At 64.3% G+C, this 16,311-nt stretch carries 12 protein-coding genes and 1 pseudogene; 7 read left to right on the top strand and 6 right to left on the bottom strand.

Going from position 1 to position 16,311, the window contains the following annotated elements; genetic code table 11:
• Positions 1-79 precede the first annotated feature (79 nt).
• Positions 80-886, bottom strand: coding sequence for a class II glutamine amidotransferase (locus ACTJKM_RS16380; RefSeq protein ID WP_057247962.1), 807 nt, complete (start codon positions 884-886; stop codon positions 80-82).
• A gap of 272 nt (positions 887-1,158) precedes the next feature.
• On the opposite strand from ACTJKM_RS16380, the gene ACTJKM_RS16375 reads away from it, so the two are divergent.
• From ACTJKM_RS16375 to ACTJKM_RS16345, 7 genes are all read left to right on the top strand, one after another.
• Positions 1,159-2,286, top strand: a complete 1,128-nt coding sequence (locus ACTJKM_RS16375) for a Gfo/Idh/MocA family protein (RefSeq protein WP_440660640.1) — start codon at positions 1,159-1,161, stop codon at positions 2,284-2,286.
• 89 nt (positions 2,287-2,375) lie between these two features.
• Entirely contained in the window at positions 2,376-3,230 is an 855-nt protein-coding gene (locus tag ACTJKM_RS16370; RefSeq protein ID WP_058329120.1) for a MurR/RpiR family transcriptional regulator, read from the top strand.
• Positions 3,231-3,354: 124 nt separating this feature from the next.
• The gene (locus ACTJKM_RS16365) at positions 3,355-5,292 is read left to right on the top strand and encodes a bifunctional 5-dehydro-2-deoxygluconokinase/5-dehydro-2-deoxyphosphogluconate aldolase (protein WP_440660638.1); all 1,938 of its coding nucleotides are present in this window, start codon (positions 3,355-3,357) and stop codon (positions 5,290-5,292) included.
• Positions 5,293-5,367: 75 nt separating this feature from the next.
• Complete coding sequence (iolD, locus tag ACTJKM_RS16360) at positions 5,368-7,221, top strand: 3D-(3,5/4)-trihydroxycyclohexane-1,2-dione acylhydrolase (decyclizing) (protein ID WP_058329122.1); 1,854 nt, start codon at positions 5,368-5,370, stop codon at positions 7,219-7,221.
• Between the two features lie 260 nt (positions 7,222-7,481).
• Positions 7,482-8,381 (top strand): myo-inosose-2 dehydratase, encoded by a 900-nt coding sequence (iolE, locus tag ACTJKM_RS16355; RefSeq protein ID WP_440660636.1) that lies wholly within the window; start codon positions 7,482-7,484, stop codon positions 8,379-8,381.
• Positions 8,382-8,619: 238 nt separating this feature from the next.
• A complete protein-coding gene (iolB, locus tag ACTJKM_RS16350; RefSeq protein ID WP_440660635.1) occupies positions 8,620-9,420 on the top strand; it encodes a 5-deoxy-glucuronate isomerase in 801 nt (266 codons plus the stop codon).
• A 157-nt stretch (positions 9,421-9,577) separates the two neighbouring features.
• On the top strand, positions 9,578-9,997 hold the full coding sequence (locus ACTJKM_RS16345) for a GFA family protein (RefSeq protein WP_440660634.1): 420 nt from the start codon (positions 9,578-9,580) through the stop codon (positions 9,995-9,997).
• A 69-nt stretch (positions 9,998-10,066) separates the two neighbouring features.
• Here ACTJKM_RS16345 and ACTJKM_RS16340 read toward each other — a convergent pair whose 3' ends face one another.
• From ACTJKM_RS16340 to ACTJKM_RS16320, 5 genes and pseudogenes are all read right to left on the bottom strand, one after another.
• Positions 10,067-10,762: a DUF2268 domain-containing putative Zn-dependent protease gene (locus ACTJKM_RS16340; protein ID WP_112994153.1), complete on the bottom strand. Its 696-nt coding sequence runs from the start codon at positions 10,760-10,762 to the stop codon at positions 10,067-10,069.
• An 88-nt stretch (positions 10,763-10,850) separates the two neighbouring features.
• Complete coding sequence (gene cysG, locus ACTJKM_RS16335) at positions 10,851-12,353, bottom strand: siroheme synthase CysG (RefSeq protein ID WP_440660633.1); 1,503 nt, start codon at positions 12,351-12,353, stop codon at positions 10,851-10,853.
• The gene (locus ACTJKM_RS16330; RefSeq protein ID WP_440660631.1) at positions 12,325-14,982 is read right to left on the bottom strand and encodes a nitrate reductase; all 2,658 of its coding nucleotides are present in this window, start codon (positions 14,980-14,982) and stop codon (positions 12,325-12,327) included. The genes cysG and ACTJKM_RS16330 overlap by 29 nt, the downstream gene beginning before the upstream one ends.
• Positions 14,983-15,212: 230 nt before the next feature.
• Positions 15,213-15,548, bottom strand: coding sequence for a nitrite reductase small subunit NirD (gene nirD / locus ACTJKM_RS16325; protein WP_440660630.1), 336 nt, complete (start codon positions 15,546-15,548; stop codon positions 15,213-15,215).
• A 4-nt stretch (positions 15,549-15,552) separates the two neighbouring features.
• Positions 15,553-16,311: pseudogene (locus tag ACTJKM_RS16320) on the bottom strand (nitrite reductase large subunit); the annotation flags it as partial.

The raw sequence follows: 16,311 nt of genomic DNA, 5'->3' as shown, positions 1-16,311 counted from the left end.
CCTTCTCCCCGCCTGCGGGGAAAAGGTGGCGGCAGCCGGATGAGGGGCCACCTGCCATCGACCATCAAGATACTGCGCCTCAAGCCATCTGACGTGTTTTCACCGGCGTCCCCTGCGTCGAGAACAGCCGGACATCGACACCATTCTCACCGACAATGACCGCCGTGCCGTCCGGGATTTCCACCCAGGCGCTATCGTCGTCGTTGAGCGGCTCGGAAACGAGGCAATAGCCGCCGCTTGGGCCCATGGGTGCAGCGTAGAGCGTCGGCGCCTTCCAGTCGGAGGCATAGCGCACGGCGTAGAGATCCTGGCCGTCGGAGAAGGCGGCGGTGAAGCGGACCAGCACCTGGCGTTCGAGATGTTCGGCAAGCTGCTCGACGAAGGCGAGTGCCTCGGCGATCGCGCCGAGCGGATCGCGGTCGAGCCCGAACTGCATGGCGAGCAGGAACAGAAGCTCGGAGTCGGTCGTGCCGGTGCGGGCCGAATAGAGGTCGTTGTCGAGCATGCTCTCCATTGGCCGGCGCAGATGCTCGAAGTCGCCGATCTGGCCGTTGTGCATGAACGACCAGCGGCCGAAGACGAAGGGATGGCAGTTGTCGCGCCTTGTGCCACCGCCGGTCGCGGCGCGCACATGGGCAAGGAAGAGCGGCGAGCGGATCTGGCGAGCAATGCTCTTCAAGTTGCAGTCCGACCAGGCGGGCAGGATATCGCGGTAGCGCCCCGGCTCCGGGTGATCGCCATACCAGGCGATGCCGAAGCCGTCGCCATTGGTGGCCGTCTTCGCCCGCGTCGCGCAATGGGACTGTTCGATCAGCGAGTGCGCGGGAGAGGTTACCAGTTCCTCGAGATAGAGCGGGTCCCCGCGATAGGCTGCCCAGCGGCACATGCTGATTTCACTCCAGCTCCGCCCCGTAGACTCCGGAGCGATTCGTTAACCATGACGAAGTGCGATGTTCCAACGGAACATGGTAAAAATGCGTTAACACATTCCCCCTTCGTCAAGATGAGCCTGGCCGGAACGCACAGATTTGGCCGTTTCGATGGACACCGTTCCCCTATTACCGTCGCATTTCGAATAAATATTCCATATTGACAAAACTTGCACAATTCATTTCATTTTAGACCGATTGCAGCGGCGCCGACCGGGAGGACTTCAACATGGCCAGCAAGCGCAAACTCGGGATCGGCCTGATCGGCACGGGCTTCATGGGCAAGGCCCATGCGCTCGGCTTCACCATTGCCGCGCGGGTCTTCGACCTGCCCTTCGAGCTCGATCTCGTTTCGGTCGCCGACGTGACCGTCGAAAGCGCTGAACGCGCGCGCGGCCAGCTCGGCTTCCGCAAGGCGACGTCCGACTGGCGCGAACTTTTGACCGATCCGGATATCGACATCATCGACATCACCACGCCGAACCTCCTGCACAAGGAAATGGCGCTGGCGGCAATCGCCCATGGCAAGCATGTCTATTGCGAAAAGCCGCTGGCGCCGACCGTCGCCGAATGCAGCGAGATGGTCGAGGCCGCCGAGAAGGCCGGCGTCGTCACCCAGGTTGGCTTCAACTATCTCAAGAACCCGCTGATCTTCCTTGCCAAAGACATCATCGAAAGCGGCGAGATCGGCGAGATCCGCTCGATGCGCGGCATCCATGCGGAAGATTTCATGGCCGATGCCAACGTGCCGTGGGGCTGGCGCCTGAACCCGGCCAGCGGCGGCGGCGCGCTTGCCGATATCGGCAGCCACATCATCGCCTCCATGCGCCACCTCGTCGGCCCGATCAAAGCGGTGTTGGCCGAAACCATCATCCAGATTCCGGAACGCCCCGTTGCCGCCGGCTCCAGCGAAACACGCGCCGTCGAGGTCGACGACATCACGCGCGCCTTCGTGCGGTTCGAGAACGGCGCCACCGGCAGCTTCGAGGCCAGCTGGATCGCAACGGGGCGCAAGATGCAGCACGATTTCGAGATCTACGGCTCCAAGGGCAGCATCGTCTTCACCCAGGAGCGGCTGAACGAAATCCGCCTCTACAAGACTGGCGACGACATCCGCACCCGCGGCTTCCGCACCATCTGGGCGGGACCCGAGCATCCGCCCTATGGCGCCTTCTGCGTGGCTCCCGGCCACCAGATCGGCTTCAACGACCTGAAGGCGATCGAGGTCAAGGAATTCCTCGACGCCATCGCCGGGGGCAAATCACCCTCGACCGATTTCCGCGAAGGCTTTGAGGTACAGAAGGTGCTGTCGGCGACCTATCAGTCTGCCAGGACCAATGAATGGGTGCATATCTAGAAAATGGAACGTCTGTTCTATGCCGTTCCCGACTAATCGATTAGAGTGAGGATGCAAACGACACCGAAGACCGAGGAGACGAATAAGACATGGCCATGCCGGAAACGACGACGGAGGTCCCGCAGGATTTCGAGGCGCTGAAGGCCGCCATTCTGGAACGCAAGGCGCAGCTACCGAAACGGCTGCGCCAGGTCGCCGCCTACTCGCTCGACAACCCTGACGAAATCGCCTTCGGCACGGCGGCAAGCATCGCGACCTCCGCCGAAGTGCAGCCGTCGACTCTGGTGCGCTTCGCCCAGCATTTCGGCTTCGAGGGCTTCTCCAGCCTGCAGCAGATCTTTCGCGCGCGGCTGCGCGAGCGCACGCCCGGTTACGAGGATCGGCTGAAGGCGCTCAGCGCCAACGATCACAGCAAGCTCGAAAGCGGCTCGATCTTCAACGGCTTCGTCGCCGCCGCCCACCGCTCGCTCGACAACATCGCCTCCTCGGTCGATCCCGAAGCCTTCGAGCGCGCCGTCGATATCCTCGCCAAGGCCGACACGATCTACCTGATCGCCAAGCGCCGCTCCTACCCGATCTCCAGCTACATGGCCTATGCCTTCGGCAAGCTGAAGGTGAAGTACCAGCTCGTCGGCACGGCCGCCGGCATCGACGAGGATGTGCTGGCCATGGCGACGAAGAACGATGCGGCCTTTGCCGTCAGCTTCTCCCCCTATGCCTCCGAAAGCGCCGCCCAGGCGCGGCTTCTCGCCGAACGCAAGGTGCCGGTCGTGTCGCTGACGGATTCGGCCTTCTCGCCGCTCGCGGAATCCTCGAAGGTCTGGTTCGAACTGGTCGAGGCCGACCATGCCGGGTTCCGTTCGCTTTCCGCCAGCATGGCCTTTGCCATGGCGCTTACGGTCGCCATTGCGGAGAAGCGTCAGCGCCTTGCCGAAGGTGGCTAGGCCAAACGGAACAGATAGAATGAAAATTCCATATTGACGAAACGTCGGAATTTATGTTTCATAGCGCCATCACCCACAGTACGAAAATGGTCGGGCCCGCCAAGGTGTCCGCGGGGAGGAAGCAGTGAGCCAGAACGTTTCGGCACAGGGAGCAAAACCGCTCGACCTGATCACCATCGGCCGGGCCTCGGTCGATCTCTACGGCCAGCAGATCGGCACACGGCTTGAAGACGTTTCGAGCTTTGCCAAGTCGGTCGGCGGCTGCCCGTGCAACATCTCGGTCGGCACGGCCCGTCTTGGCCTCAAGTCGGCGTTGCTGACCCGCGTCGGCGACGAGCAGATGGGCCGCTTCATCCGCGAGCAGCTCACCCGTGAAGGCGTCGAGACGCGCGGCATCGTCACCGACCCCGAACGGCTGACAGCACTTGCGATCCTCGCTGTCGAGAACGACAAGTCCTTCCCGCTGCTCTTTTATCGCGACAACTGCGCCGACAATGCGCTCTGCGAAGACGACGTTTCGGAAGAGTTCATCCGTTCCGCGCGCGCCGTGCTTGTCTCCGGCACGCATTTTTCCAAGCCGAACACCGACGCCGCCCAGCGCAAGGCGATCCGCATCGCCAAGGAAAGCGGCGCCAAGGTCGTCTTCGACATCGACTACCGCCCGAACCTCTGGGGCCTTGCCGGCCATGACGCCGGCGAAAGCCGCTACATCGCGTCGGACCGCGTCTCGGCGCACCTGAAGACCGTTCTTGCCGATTGCGACCTGATCGTCGGCACGGAAGAGGAAGTGCTGATCGCATCGGGCGAAAGCGACCTCTTGCAAGCGCTGAAGACGATCCGCTCGCTTTCCAAGGCAACGATAGTACTGAAGCGCGGGCCGATGGGCTGCATCGTCTATGACGGCCCGATCTCCGACAATCTCGAGGACGGAATCGTCGGCAAGGGCTTCCCGATCGAGGTCTACAACGTGCTCGGCGCCGGCGACGCCTTCATGTCCGGTTTCCTGCGCGGCTGGCTGAAGAACGAGCCGCATGCGACGTCTGCCACCTGGGCCAATGCCTGCGGCGCCTTTGCCGTCTCGCGCCTGCTCTGCGCCCCGGAAATCCCGACCTGGACCGAGCTGCAGTTCTTCCTCGATAACGGTAGCAAGGAGCGGGCGCTGCGCAAGGACGAGGCGATCAACCACGTGCACTGGGCCACCACCCGCCGCCGCGACATTCCGCTTCTGATGGCGCTCGCCATCGACCATCGCAGCCAGCTCGAAGACATGGCCGCCGGTGACCAGGCTCTGCTTGCTCGTATTCCCGCCTTCAAGGTGCTGGCCGTGAAGGCTGCGGCACAAGTTGCTGCGGGACGCTCGGGCTTCGGCATGCTGATCGACGACAAGTACGGCCGCGATGCGCTCTATGCCGCCGGCGCACACCGGGATTTCTGGATCGGCAAGCCGATCGAGCTTCCGGGCTCGCGGCCGCTGCAGTTCGAATTCAGCCAGGATCTCGGCAGTCGCCTGATCGATTGGCCGGTCGATCATTGCATCAAGGTGCTCTCCTTCTACCACCCGGATGATCCGGCAGACCTCAAGGCGCAGCAGGTGGCGAAGCTTCGCTCGGCCTTCGAGGCGGCCCGCAAGGTCGGCCGCGAGATCCTGATCGAGATCATCGCCGGCAAGCACGGCAAGCTCGACGACCAGACCATTCCGCGGGCGCTGACCGAACTCTACGACGCCGGCCTCAAGCCCGACTGGTGGAAGCTCGAGCCGCAGGCAAGCCGCGGCGCCTGGGCGGCGATCGACGCCGTGATCGAGGCGCGCGATCCGCTCTGCCGCGGCGTGGTGCTGCTCGGGCTGGAAGCGCCCTACGAGCAGCTGAAGGATGGCTTTGCAGCCGCCCGCACCTCGAAGACGGTCAAGGGCTTCGCCGTCGGCCGCACGATCTTCGCCGATGCCGGCAAGGCCTGGCTCGGCGGTACGATGAGCGACGAGCAGGCGATCGCCGACATGGCCGGAAAATTTGGAGCGTTGGTGGATCTCTGGCTGCAACTGGGTGAAACAAAGGCGGCATAGGATCGACGGGCACCCGTCGACAATGCGGCAAGCAGGGCGGAACCGGACGATTCCGCCACGAGGAGGAAACAGATTATGAGCCAGAAGACCGTGCGCCTGACCATGGCACAGGCCGTGGCGCGGTTCCTGACGCGCCAGATGACCGTCATCGACGGCAAGAAGGTGCCGATTTTCGGCGGCGTCTTCGCCATTTTCGGCCACGGCAACGTCGCCGGCGTCGGCGAAGCGCTGCATGCGATCAAGGACACGCTGCCGACCTATCGCGCCCAGAACGAGCAGGGCATGGCCAATGCCGCGATTGCCTTTGCCAAGGCGAGCTTCCGCCGCCGCTTCATGGCCTGCACGACCTCGATCGGCCCCGGCGCGCTCAACATGGTGACGTCGGCTGCCCTTGCCCACGTCAACCGCCTGCCCGTGCTCTTCCTGCCGGGCGATGTCTTTGCCAACCGCCGCCCCGATCCGGTGCTGCAGCAGGTCGAGAGCTTCGGCGACGGCACGATCTCGGCCAATGACTGCTTCCGTCCGGTATCGCGCTACTTCGACCGCATCACCCGCCCTGAACAGATCATCCCGGCGCTGCGCCGCGCCATGCAGGTGCTGACCGATCCGGCCGATTGCGGTCCGGTGACGCTGTCGCTCTGCCAGGACGTGCAGGCGGAGGCCTACGACTATCCGGAAAACTTCTTCGACGAGAAGGTCTGGGTGCCGCGCCGGATCGAGCCCGATCTCGACGAGCTGGCGACAGCGATTGCGGCGCTCAAGGAAGCGAAGAAGCCGATCATCGTCGCTGGCGGCGGCGTGCTCTATTCGGAAGCGACCAAGGAACTCGGCGACTTCGCTGAAAAGCACGGCATCCCCGTCGTCGAGACCCAGGCCGGCAAGTCGGCGCTGCCGCACTCACACGCGCTCAACATGGGCTCGGTCGGCGTGACCGGAACCTCCGCATCCAACGCGCTCGCAGAAGAGGCCGACGTGGTGCTTGCTGTCGGCTCGCGCCTGCAGGACTTCACCACCGGTTCCTGGGCGCTCTTCAAGAATGATGCCTTGAAGATCATCGGCCTCAACGTCCAACCGTTCGATGCCGGCAAGCACAACGGCCTGCCGCTGATCGCCGACGCACGCGCCGGCCTCAACCGCATCTCCGGTGGCCTCGGCGGCTACAAGGCCGATCCGAGCTGGACCGCGAAGGCGAAGGCCGGCAAGTCCGAATGGCTCGCCGCTGCCGACAAGGCGACCGCCACGACCAATTCGGCGCTTCCCTCCGACGCCCAGGTGATCGGCGCCGTGCAGCGCGCCCGCGGCGGCAAGAACACGACGCTCGTCTGCGCCGCCGGCGGTCTGCCCGGCGAGTTGCACAAGCTCTGGCAGGCGGAAGAGCCTGGCGGCTACCACATGGAATACGGCTTCTCGACCATGGGCTACGAGGTCGCCGGCGGCCTTGGCGTCAAGCTTGCGAAGCCTGAGAGCGATGTCATCGTCATGGTCGGCGACGGCAGCTATATGATGCTGAACTCGGAGATCGCCTCCTCGATCATGCTCGGCGCCAAGTTCACCATCGTGCTGCTCGACAATGCCGGCTACGGCTGCATCAACCGGCTGCAGATGGGCACCGGCGGCGCCAACTTCAACAATCTCTTGAAGGACACCCATCACGTCGAGCTGCCGCAGATCGACTTCGCGGCCCACGCTGCCGCGATGGGCGCCGTCACCCGCAAGGTCGGCTCGATCTCCGAGCTCGAAGCGGCCCTCAAGGAGACGGCGGGCGAGGCGCGCACGACCGTCATCGTCATCGACACCGACCCGCTGATCACCACCGAGGCCGGCGGCCACTGGTGGGATGTGGCAGTGCCCGAAGTCTCGGGCCGCAAGCAAGTCAACGAGGCGCGCGAGGGCTACGTAAAGGCGCTCACCTCCCAGCGCTTCGGCTAAGATTGCCCTTTCGGCGCCCGCGTCTTTGCCTGTCGGGCAACGTCCGGAAGGATGAGACATCGAGAGCGGCCCCTCACCCTAACCCTCTCCCCGCGAGCGGGGAGAGGGAACACGGAGGGCGCGGCATTTCCCTTCTCCCCGCCTGCGGGGAGAAGGTGGCGGCAGCCGGATGAGGGGGCAATCGCCCCGTCCCCGCTGCGCACCCATGAGGCACCACGAACGATCCGCCTGCGCGGACAATGCTATAGGAAACGACTAACATGATCCGCTACGGAACCAACCCGATCGCCTGGAGCAACGACGACGATCATACGATCGGCGCGCATCTGACGCTCGAGGATTGCCTCTCCGATTGCCAGAAGATCGGCTTCGACGGCATCGAGAAGGGGCACAAGATGCCAAGCGATCCGGAGGCACTGAAGCAGAAGCTCGCCTCCTACGATCTCGTCTTCGTTTCCGGCTGGCATTCGACCAACTTGCTCACCCACGACGTCGAGGCCGAGAAGAAGGCGATCCAGCCACATCTCGACCTCCTGAAGCACAATGGTTGCAAGGTGGCGATCGTCTGCGAAACCTCGAACGCCATTCATGGCGACGACACGAAGTCGGTTGCCAACGATAAGCCGGTGCTGCCGGCCGACCAGTGGAAGAAGTTCGGTGCCGACCTCGAAGCGATCGCTGAGTATTGCGCCGACCAGGGCATCGACCTCGTCTACCACCACCACATGGGCACGATCGTCCAGACCGGCGAGGAAATCGACCTCCTGATGCAGAACACCGGGCCGGCGACCAAGCTGCTGCTCGATACCGGCCACGCCTGGTTCGGCGGCTCCGATCCGGCGGAAGTCGCAAGCAAGTACATGCACCGTGTACGCCACATCCATTGCAAGAACGTGCGGCCGGCCATCCGCAAAGTCGTCGAAGGTGAAGACCTCTCCTTCCTCGAAGGCGTGCGCCGCGGCGTCTTCACCGTGCCCGGCGACAGCGAGGGCGGCGTCGACTTCCTGCCCGTGCTGAAGATCGCGGCCGAGCACGACTATTCCGGCTGGCTGGTGATCGAGGCCGAACAGGATTCGGCCGTGCGCAACCCGTTCGAATACCAGTCACTCGGGCTGAAGTCGCTGAAGGCCCTTGCCAAGGAAGCCGGGCTCGACAAGTAAGCTCACGGTTTCGGTCGCCGGACTTCACGGGGATTGCCCCTCATCCGGCTGCCGCCACCTTCTCCCCGCTTGCGGGGAGAAGGGATATGCCGCTGGCTCCCCAATTCCTCGCGACGTAAGGTGGAGAGCATGCGGCAAACTCCGGATTCCCTCTCCCCGCCTGCGGGGAGAGGGTTAGTCCTCGGGTTAAACCCGAGGAGAGGGGCAAGCCCGCAGAAACGAAGACCAGGAGACCGATATGTCCAAGCTGCTCGTCAAACCGAAGGCCAAGTCCGGCCTGATGCAAAACGTGACGCCGGAGAGCGCCGGCTGGACCTATGTTGGCTTCGCGCTCGAGCGGCTGAAGGCCGGCGAGACGACCGAGGGCGAGACCGCCGACAAGGAGATCTGCCTGGTTCTGGTCTCCGGCAAGGCGAAGGTATCCGTTGACGGCGAAAGCTTCGGCGAACTCGGCGAGCGCATGACGCCGTTCGAGGGCCAGCCCTACGCCGTCTATGTGCCGAAGGGCAGCCGCTGGCAGGCAACGGCGACTTCGGATCTGGATCTCGCCATCTGCTCGGCACCAGGCGGCGACGGCTTCAAGGCGAAGGTGATCGCGCCGGGCACGCATCCGCAGATGACCCGCGGCAAGGGCACCAACACCCGCTACGTCACCAACATTATGCCTGAGGATGACGGTTCGGCGCAGTCTCTGCTCGTCGTAGAAGTGATTACGCCCGGCGGACACACCTCCTCCTATCCGCCGCACAAGCACGACCAGGACGATCTGCCGGCCGAAAGCTATCTGGAAGAGACCTACTATCACCGGCTGAACCCGCCGCAGGGCTTTGCCATGCAGCGCGTCTATACCGACGACCGTTCGCTAGACGAGACCATGGCGGTCGAAGACGGCGACGTGACGCTGGTGCCGAAGGGCTATCACCCGGTCGCTGCCGTGCATGGCTACGATGTCTATTATCTCAACGTCATGGCCGGGCCGAAGCGTATCTGGAAATTTCACAACGCCCGCGAACACGAGTGGCTTTTCACAGGCGTGTAAGTATCTACTTACGCAATCATGGCCCCATGCCTCCGCCGCTGCAGCCAGTGGCGATTGTCGTCGATAGTCAGGCGTGAGCTATCCAAGCTCAAACGCGGAAAGCGGCATACACTTTTTGCCGCTCCGCTCTAGCTTCTGTGCTTTCAGGGAGGCCTCCATGCGCATCGACGGGCAATGCCACTGCGGCTACGTGACCTATGAGGCCGAGATCGATCCGGCCGACGTCGCGATCTGCCATTGCACCGATTGCCAGCAACTGACGGGATCCGCCTATCGCGTGACCGCAGGTACTGCCCGCGAGAACTTCCGGCTGACCGGCGGCGAACCGAAGCTCTACGTCAAGGTCGCTGAAAACGGTCGCCAGCGGCTGCAATTCTTCTGCCCGAATTGCGGCTCGCCGATCTATACGACCGGCACGGACGAGGATGCGTTGGAAGTCGGCATCCGGGTCGGCACGATCAACCAGCGCCGGGAGCTCAGGCCGCGATCACAGATCTGGTGTTCTTCGGCACTGCCCTGGGTCGGCAACGTCAGGAAGCTGCCCGGACGCGACCGCGATGAGGCGCCCTACTCTTAGATCACGATGGTTTAGAGCGGGATGCGGGCGGAAAACCGCACACACTTTTCCTCATCCCGCTCTGGCCGCTCAAGCGGCGGCCAGCAGGCCTTGCTTCAACGGCGCCCAGGCTTCGCCGATGACGACGGAAGCAGGTGTCGCCGTCATCTGCGACGGGTGTGCATCGGGGTTCGCTGCGAGATAAGTCTTCACAAGGTGATAGCCGATCGTATAGCCGGCCCAGCGCGGCAGCGCACGATCGCAGCCAAAGAACCAGCCGGCATGATCATAGCCCTCCGCCCAGAGTTCCCGCTCGGCGCGCTCCAGCAAATCTGCCCAATCGCCCGCTGCAATCGCGTGGTTCCAAGGATGGCCGTCGCCGCCATTGATCTCGACATCGAAGGCATCCGCAAGGCCCTCGGTGACCAGAGCTTCGCCGAGCTTGGAGCCGTAGCCGCAGGTCGCGTGGCGGAAGGAATGATGCAGCTCATGCGTCAACATTCTCCGCAACTCGCCGGCGGCAAGGCTGGCATGGAAGTTCTCGTTGTCGGGGTCGAGCGTCAGGTAGACCAATCCTCTGCGATAGCAGCTACCGGCCACACCCAGTTCGGGAATGGTCTCTCCCGGCCTGTTTTCGACGACGATATCGATGGGAGCGGCACTGTCGGCGGCAGGAACACGCGCGCCGACCCGCTCGGCCGTCTCGTCCACCTGGCGCAAAATCTGTTCGCGCCAAGCGGCAAGCGATCCATAGGCCTCAAGGAAGTGAACACGCAGGTCCAGCATCTGGCGAATCTCCCGTCATCGACATCACTCTACCGCGCGGCAAGGTAAGCATGCGGCCGGTGATTGCAACGCCGAGCGAGGGAAAGTTTCAACCTGCAAGCGAACCTGCGGCAAAAGGCGCAGGTCGGATGGCCGCCCTCGGCACCCGCCTGACGCCAAAAGCGGCACCTATGCCGATCAGGACCGGATCGTCGTAGCCGATCACGGCGATGCCTGTGGCAAGGTCGCGCAAGGCGCCTTGCCAGCGCCGCTCGTTGTCGCGACTGACATTGGCCGAGATGACGACCGGGGTCTCGCCGGATAATCCCTCCGCCTGGAGGCGCGCGGCGATAGCAGGTGCAGTGCGACCGCCCATGTAGAAGATCGTCGTGGTCTTCGGATCGGCCAAAGCGCGCCAGTCCATGTCCGACGGCAAACCGCCATGACGGGAGTGGCCGGTGACGAAGCGCACCGCCTGGGCATGGTCGCGATGGGTGAGCGACAGGCCGAGACGCGCCGCCATGGCGCTCGCAGCGGTGATGCCGGGCACGACATCAACCGGGATCCCTTCCTGCTCCAGACGGGCGATCTCTTCGCCGGCACGGCCGAAGATCATGGGATCGCCGGCCTTCAGGCGAACCACACGTTTACCGGCGCGCGCCAGTGCCACCATCATGTCGTTGATGTCCTCCTGCCGGCAGCTCTCGCGCCCGCCGCGCTTGCCGACCAGCATGCGCTTGGCCTCGCGCCGGGCGAGCTCCAGAACCTCGTTCGAAACGAGATCGTCGAACAGGATGACGTCGGCGGCTTGCAGGGCCCGCACTGCCTTCAGCGTCAGATATTCGCTGTCGCCGGGGCCAGCGCCGACAAGCGTCACGCGACCGGTGGCGGCATGGTTCGCCGACAAGCGCTCCATCTCCGCCACCAGCCGCGTCTCGACACCCTCCTCCGGTGTCGCTTGAAAAGCGAGATCGACGAACCGCTCCCAGAAGGCGCGGCGCGGTGCGCCGGGCTTGAGCCGGGCATTGACCTTGTCCCTCAGCGCCTGCGCCAGCACCGCCCAATCCTTCAGCACCGGCGGCAGCAGCGTCTCGATGCGCCGGCGGATCGCCTGGGCGAGGATGGGTGCCGCACCATCGGTCGAGATCGACACCACGACCGGCGAGCGGTTGACGATGGAACCGAACTGAAACTGGCAGAAAGCGGGCTTGTCGATGACATTGACCGGTACGCCGGCCTGTTGCGCCGCCGCAAAAAAGGCTTGCGCTTCGTCGTCGCTCTCGCAATCGGCGACCGCAAGCGCGGCACCGGCAAGCACATTCGCCTGCCAGCTCTCGCGGTGATGGACGAGACGACCAGTGGGATGAGCGGCGCCCTGGCTGATCAAAGCCGCGCAGACCTCGCCGAGCTCTTCCTCCGGCGCATAGATATGAACCTCGGCGCCGCAGGCGGCCAGCAGTTCCGCCTTCCAGGCCGCGGCATCGCTGCCGCCCGCCACCACGACACGCTTGGCTTCGAGCGACCAGAAGACCGGCAGCTTGGCAAGCGCGGCCATGCGCACCGGCTCGCGGCGCGATTGAATTTCATTCCGCAGCGGCAGCAAGGCATCCATCGACGATCCCCCTGATCTCGGCGCGGCAGGAGCCGCAATTGGTTCCGGCGCTCAGCGCTCGCCCGACAGCTTCAACCGAACGGCAGCCGCCGCGGACAGCCGCGACGATCTGATTGACGCCGACATTGAAACAGGAGCAGACGGTCGCGCCGGGGTCCGGCCGGTCGGCGCCCGGCCGGCCGGCAACGAGCGCAAAGCGCGTGCGCAGGTCCGTATGCGAGGCGCTCAGCTGTTCGACCGCCCAGTTGCGGGCTACGGCGACGGGTTCAGGTGCGAGAAACAGCGCCAGCAGCAAGCGATCGCCGTCGAAGAAGGCGAGCCGTCTTTGGCCGGAGGGCCCATCCGCATAGCCGATCGGCTCGATGTCCCCAGTAAGGCCAAAGGTCTTCCGGCACCAGGCGACCCAATCCTCCGGCGTCGTCTCTGCAGCAAGTTCCAGACGCCAACCGCCCCTCGCCTTGGCGACGGCCCAGTAGCCGAGATCGAGACCCGAGGGTTTCGACGCGCTGACCGCAAAGCCGTAGGTCGAAGCGGAAAAACGGCGGATCGCAACGGCGGCATTTTTCGAGGCCGGCTGGCCCGAGACCGGATCGGTAACCGGCGGGACCAGCGTATCGATGCGCGCCTTGGCGGCAAACTGGTCGTTCCAGTGCATGGGCACGAAGAGATTGCCACGCGCCTGGCGCTCAGTGATGAGTGCGCGGACGATCGCCGAGCCGTAAGGGCTCTCAAGGGAAACGAGATCGGCGGGGGCGATGCCAAGATCCATCGCGTCACGCGGGTGGATCTCGACGAAAGGTTCGGCGAGGTGGGCGGAGAGGCGCGCGCTCTTACCGGTGCGGGTCATCGTGTGCCAGTGGTCGCGCACGCGGCCGGTGTTCAAGGTCAAAGGGAAGCCGCCACTGACGCGGGCCGGCACGGCGCTCGCAACCGCGACGAAGCGGGCACGCCCATCCGCGTGGAAGAAGCCACCATCGGCAAAGAAGCGGGTCTCGCCCTCTGGCTTCCCCAGCGATTGCGGCCATTGGAACGGCGCGAGCGCGTCGTAGGCCGAAGCATCGATCTCGGCATGGGCGCCGATGTCGAAATCGCGCCGCCCGTTATTCTCGAACGCCGAAAGACCGGCATGTTCGGCGAAGATTTCTGCGGGCGAGATATAGGCGAAGGCACCCTGGAACCCCATACGGAGCGCCATTTCCTTCAACTGCCACCAGTCGGCGCGAGCCTCACCCGGGGCCGCGAGAAAGCCGCGCTGGCGGGAGATACGGCGCTCGGAATTGGTGACCGTCCCGTCCTTCTCGCCCCAGCCGAGCGAGGGCAGCAATACATGGGCGTGACGGGTGGTGTCGGTCTCCCGCAGCACGTCGGAGACGACGACGAAGGGACAGGACTTGAGTGCGGCCTCGACCGCGTCGGCATCCGGCATGGAGACCACAGGATTGGTCGCCATGATCCAGATCGCCTTGATCCGGCCGTCTGCAACCGCACGAAACATGTCGACCGCCTTCAGCCCCGGCCTGGTCGCGATCGATGGCGCGCCCCAGAAGCGGCGCACCTGATCGCGGTGCCCGGCCTTCTCGATGTCCATATGGGCGGCGAGCATGTTGGCGAGGCCGCCGACCTCGCGGCCGCCCATGGCATTGGGCTGGCCGGTGAGCGAAAACGGCCCCATGCCCGGCCGGCCGATGCGGCCGGTCGCTAGATGACAGTTGATGATGGCGTTGACCTTGTCGGTGCCGGAGGAGGACTGGTTGACGCCCTGGCTGTAGCAGGTGACGACGTTTTCCGTCGTTTCGAACAGGCGGAAGAAGGCTGCGATTTCCGACGCTTCGAGCCCCGTCAATTGCGCCAAGGCGACCGCATCGAGCGCACTCGCCGCAGTGATGGCTTCGGCAAAGCCGCTGGTATGGGCGGCGATATAGGACCGGTCGATAGTGGGGCTGGCGGCCAGATGGGCGAACAGGCCGTTGAACAGCGCCACGTCGCCATCCGGCCGGATGGCAAGATGCATGTCGGCGATATCGGCGGTCATCGTCCGGCGCGGATCGATCACCACCACCCGCATCTCGGGCCGCGCCGCCTTTACCGCGGCAAGGCGCTGGTAGAGCACCGGGTGGCACCAGGCGAGATTGGAGCCGGTGAGCACCACGAGATCGGCAAGCTCCAGATCCTCGTAGCAGCCCGGCACCGTGTCCGAGCCGAAGGCGCGGCGATGACCGGCGACCGAGGAGGACATGCAGAGCCGCGAGTTGGTGTCGATGTTGGCCGACCCGATGAAGCCCTTCATCAGCTTGTTGGCGACGTAATAGTCTTCGGTCAGCAACTGCCCGGAGACATAGAAGGCAACCGAGTCCGGGCCGTGTTCGGCAATCGTCTGAGCGAAGCGCGTGGCGACGAGATCGAGCGCTTCGTCCCAGCCGGCCTGCTTGCCGTCGATCTCGGGATGCAACAACCGCCCATCGAGGTCGAGGGTCTCGGCCAACGCCGAGCCCTTGGAGCAGAGTCTGCCGAAATTGGCAGGATGATCGGCGTCGCCGCGAACCGAGACGGCGCCGTCCTCGGCCACCGTCGCGATGACGCCGCAACCGACGCCGCAATAGGGACAGGTGGTTCTCGTTTCAGAGGGCATTGCCTGTCCTCCTCCGGCATTGAGGCGCTGTTGAACCGGCTTCCTGAAGCCCCTCCGCCGTCATTCCTGTGCTTGTCACCGGAATCCAGCCACGCGAAGTCTTCCGCGTGAACGAACTCTTTGGCGCTGTGGACACGGCGCCGCTGGATCCCTGTGACAAGCACAGGGATGAGGAAGAGCATGAGGTAGCGAGCAAGAGAACAGAACGGGGAACGCAATCATCCATGCGATTACTCCGCCGCAATCAACAGGCTTTCGAGGGCGATGAACAGCGCGCCGCCCTCATTGCGCACCGGGATCGTGCGCACCGCGCCATCGTCGGCGCCGAGCGCCTTGCCCGTTTCGAGCGAGATCACCCAATTGTGCAAGGGGCAGGTCACCGCCGTGCCGTGCACGATGCCTTGCGACAGCGGTCCACCCTTGTGCGGGCAATGATCCTCGATGGCGAAGACCTCGTTTTCGCCCGTGCGGAACACGGCGATCTTGCCCTGGGGTGTCTTCACGCAGCGCGCGCCCCTCAGCGGAATGTCGGAGATGTCGCCGATTGAGATCCAGTTCATATCCATGCCCTCACTCCGCGGCTTCTGAAAAACCGACCGTCGCCATCGGCCGGAACTCGTGCTTGTCCTTGCCGGAGACGCGCTCCGACCAGGGATCGACCTGGGCGAATTTCTGGCTGAAGACGAAGCGGTCGAAATGGGCCTTGCGCTTGTCGGCATCACCCATGATCTGGCGACGGATTTCGTCGAGGCCGATGCGTTTCGCCCATTTGTAGATGCGCTCGAGGTAACGGGCCTGTTCGCGATACATCTGCGTCAGCGCCACGATATGCTCCAGCGCCTCGTCCTCGGTCTTCACCAGACCGAGCACTTCCGTGCCCTTGATGTCGAGGCCGGCGGCACCGGCAAAATGGATCTCGAAGCCGCTGTCGACGCAGACGACGCCGATATCCTTGCAGGTGGCTTCGGCACAATTTCGCGGACAGCCGGAGACCGCCATCTTCAGCTTGGCCGGCGTCCACGAGCCCCACATGAACTTTTCGATGCGGATGCCGAGCCCCGTCGAATCCTGAGTACCGAAGCGGCACCAGTCGGAGCCGACGCAGGTCTTCACCGTGCGCAGCCCCTTGGCATAGGCCTGGCCGGAGACGAAGCCGGCCTTGCCGAGATCCGCCCAGACCGCCGGCAGGTCTTCCTTCTCGATGCCGAGCAGGTCGATGCGCTGGCCTCCCGTCACCTTGACCAGGGGGATATCGAACTTGTCGACCACGTCGGCGATCGCCCGCAATTCCCCGGAATTGGTGACGCCGCCCCACATGCGCGGCACCAC

The sequence above is a fragment of the Ensifer sp. 22460 genome (assembly GCF_052044935.1).
In the GTDB taxonomy this organism is placed as follows: domain Bacteria; phylum Pseudomonadota; class Alphaproteobacteria; order Rhizobiales; family Rhizobiaceae; genus Ensifer.
This window is presented reverse-complemented; position numbering and strand designations above follow the sequence as displayed.

Excerpts from the sequence above, each read along its gene's own strand:
- ACTJKM_RS16380 (WP_057247962.1), bottom strand. The coding sequence starts at position 886 with ATGTGCCGCTGGGCAGCCTATCGCGGGGACCCGCTCTATCTCGAGGAA.
- ACTJKM_RS16375 (WP_440660640.1), top strand. The coding sequence starts at position 1,159 with ATGGCCAGCAAGCGCAAACTCGGGATCGGCCTGATCGGCACGGGCTTC.
- ACTJKM_RS16370 (WP_058329120.1), top strand. The coding sequence starts at position 2,376 with ATGGCCATGCCGGAAACGACGACGGAGGTCCCGCAGGATTTCGAGGCG.
- iolD (WP_058329122.1), top strand. The coding sequence starts at position 5,368 with ATGAGCCAGAAGACCGTGCGCCTGACCATGGCACAGGCCGTGGCGCGG.
- iolE (WP_440660636.1), top strand. The coding sequence starts at position 7,482 with ATGATCCGCTACGGAACCAACCCGATCGCCTGGAGCAACGACGACGAT.
- iolB (WP_440660635.1), top strand. The coding sequence starts at position 8,620 with ATGTCCAAGCTGCTCGTCAAACCGAAGGCCAAGTCCGGCCTGATGCAA.
- ACTJKM_RS16345 (WP_440660634.1), top strand. The coding sequence starts at position 9,578 with ATGCGCATCGACGGGCAATGCCACTGCGGCTACGTGACCTATGAGGCC.
- ACTJKM_RS16340 (WP_112994153.1), bottom strand. The coding sequence starts at position 10,762 with ATGCTGGACCTGCGTGTTCACTTCCTTGAGGCCTATGGATCGCTTGCC.
- cysG (WP_440660633.1), bottom strand. The coding sequence starts at position 12,353 with ATGGATGCCTTGCTGCCGCTGCGGAATGAAATTCAATCGCGCCGCGAG.
- ACTJKM_RS16330 (WP_440660631.1), bottom strand. The coding sequence starts at position 14,982 with ATGCCCTCTGAAACGAGAACCACCTGTCCCTATTGCGGCGTCGGTTGC.
- nirD (WP_440660630.1), bottom strand. The coding sequence starts at position 15,548 with ATGGATATGAACTGGATCTCAATCGGCGACATCTCCGACATTCCGCTG.